The 1,714-nt window shown below is 33.1% G+C and carries 1 protein-coding gene; it reads left to right on the top strand.

Annotation, left to right across the window (positions count from 1 at the left end; genetic code table 11):
• Positions 1-13: 13 nt before the first annotated feature.
• On the top strand, positions 14-1,714 hold a 1,701-nt coding region (locus tag RMO70_RS10155; protein WP_310556327.1), incomplete at its 3' end, for a DUF5686 family protein.

Genomic DNA, 1,714 nt, shown 5'->3' on the forward strand with positions numbered 1-1,714 from the left:
ATAAACTCTTTATATGAAGCAACTTTGTTTAGTGTTTTTCTTTTTTACGCTTTCGCTTCAAGCGCAGTTTCAATTAACCGGAATTGTCAAAGAAATAACTACAAATAAACCGTTGCCTTTTGCTACAATTATCTCAAATGATGGTTCAAACTCCATTACCGATGTTGACGGAAAATTTAGTATTCTCACAAAAATAACCACCACGAGTTTCACTGTTTCCTACATTGGATTCCAAAAAAGTATTGTCGATATCGAAAAAGACAAAAACTATTACTCGGTTTTTCTTTCGCCTCAAACCAATGAATTAAGAGAAGTTACTATCGAAAGAAACAATCGGGCATTGGCAATTATAAAAAAAGCAATCGAAAATAAAAACAGTAATAACCCACAAAAAAAACTATCCAGTTTTGAATTTAAATCCTACAATAAACTCATCGTTACTGCAAATCCAGATTCGATTCAAGGACGAATAGATTCCGTATTTATCGAAAAATCTATAGGGAGAGAATTCTCAAAAATAGATTCAACGGATTATAAATTTAAAGAAGTCATTAGTAAGCAACATCTATTTCAAACCGAAAAAGTGTCGCAATATCAATTTAATAATTCAAAATTAAAAGAAACTATTTTAGGTACAAAAATGGCAGGTTTCAAGCAACCTATTTATGAAATTATAGGGTTCAATTTACAGTCTTTTTCTATATATGACAACCATTATGAACTTTTTGAAACCCGCTACAATAGCCCAATTTCTATTGATTCACCATTGGATTACAACTATAAATTATTGGACACAACCACTATAAAGGGTAGAAATACGTATGTGATTTATTTTAAAAACAAGAAAAAAAGCAAAGCTGCTGGACTCGAAGGGGTTTTGTATATAGACCAAAATAATTATGCTGTAGCCAAAGCTGTAATGCGCATAAAAGGTGTACTAGACATTAGTGGAACGCACGAATTCAACTATATTCCTGAGGAAAAATTATGGTTTCCAAGTGATAAAACCTTTAAAATTGTAAAAGGAAATAACGACGACGATATCAAAATCCTAGGCGGAACAATTCAGTTTGATGGCGATATGGAAAACGAAATGGGGAGAAAAAGAGAAGCATCGGATTATATTTATTTGCTTTCTCAAAGCGCCAATTTTGATGTGAAGTATAACATTCCGTTGCAAATAAAAAAACCTTCCATTTTTATCGAAATCAAGGACGATGCCATCAACAAACCCGACAGCTTTTGGAACAATTTCAGAAAAGACAGTTTAGATATTCGGAGCCAAAAGACCTATGTTTTACTCGATAGCGTTGCCTTAAAAAAACGATTAGAAAGCAGAATAACCCTTGGACGAAAAGTAATAAATGGGTATTTGCCTATTCGTTTTTTAGATTTAGATCTACGCAAACTATTTAGCTACAACAATTACGAAGGCGTTCGATTTGGTATTGGAGGAAGTACAAACGAGCAATTTTCCAGAAAATACAAAATCGAAGGTTACACCGCTTACGGAACCAAAGATGGCGCTTTCAAATACAGTTTAGGGCTTGGTACACGAGTGGGAAAATTCTCTAATTCTTGGATTGGTGTTTCGTATACTGATGATGTTCGTGAAATTGCCAGTAGCACATTTGCAATTGATAAAAAAGCCTTCAAAATATATGATCCAAGACCTTTTAACATCAGCACTTTTTATAATTATGTAAGTTGGAAA

Source organism: Flavobacterium sp., from assembly GCF_031422135.1.
Lineage (GTDB): Bacteria > Bacteroidota > Bacteroidia > Flavobacteriales > Flavobacteriaceae > Flavobacterium.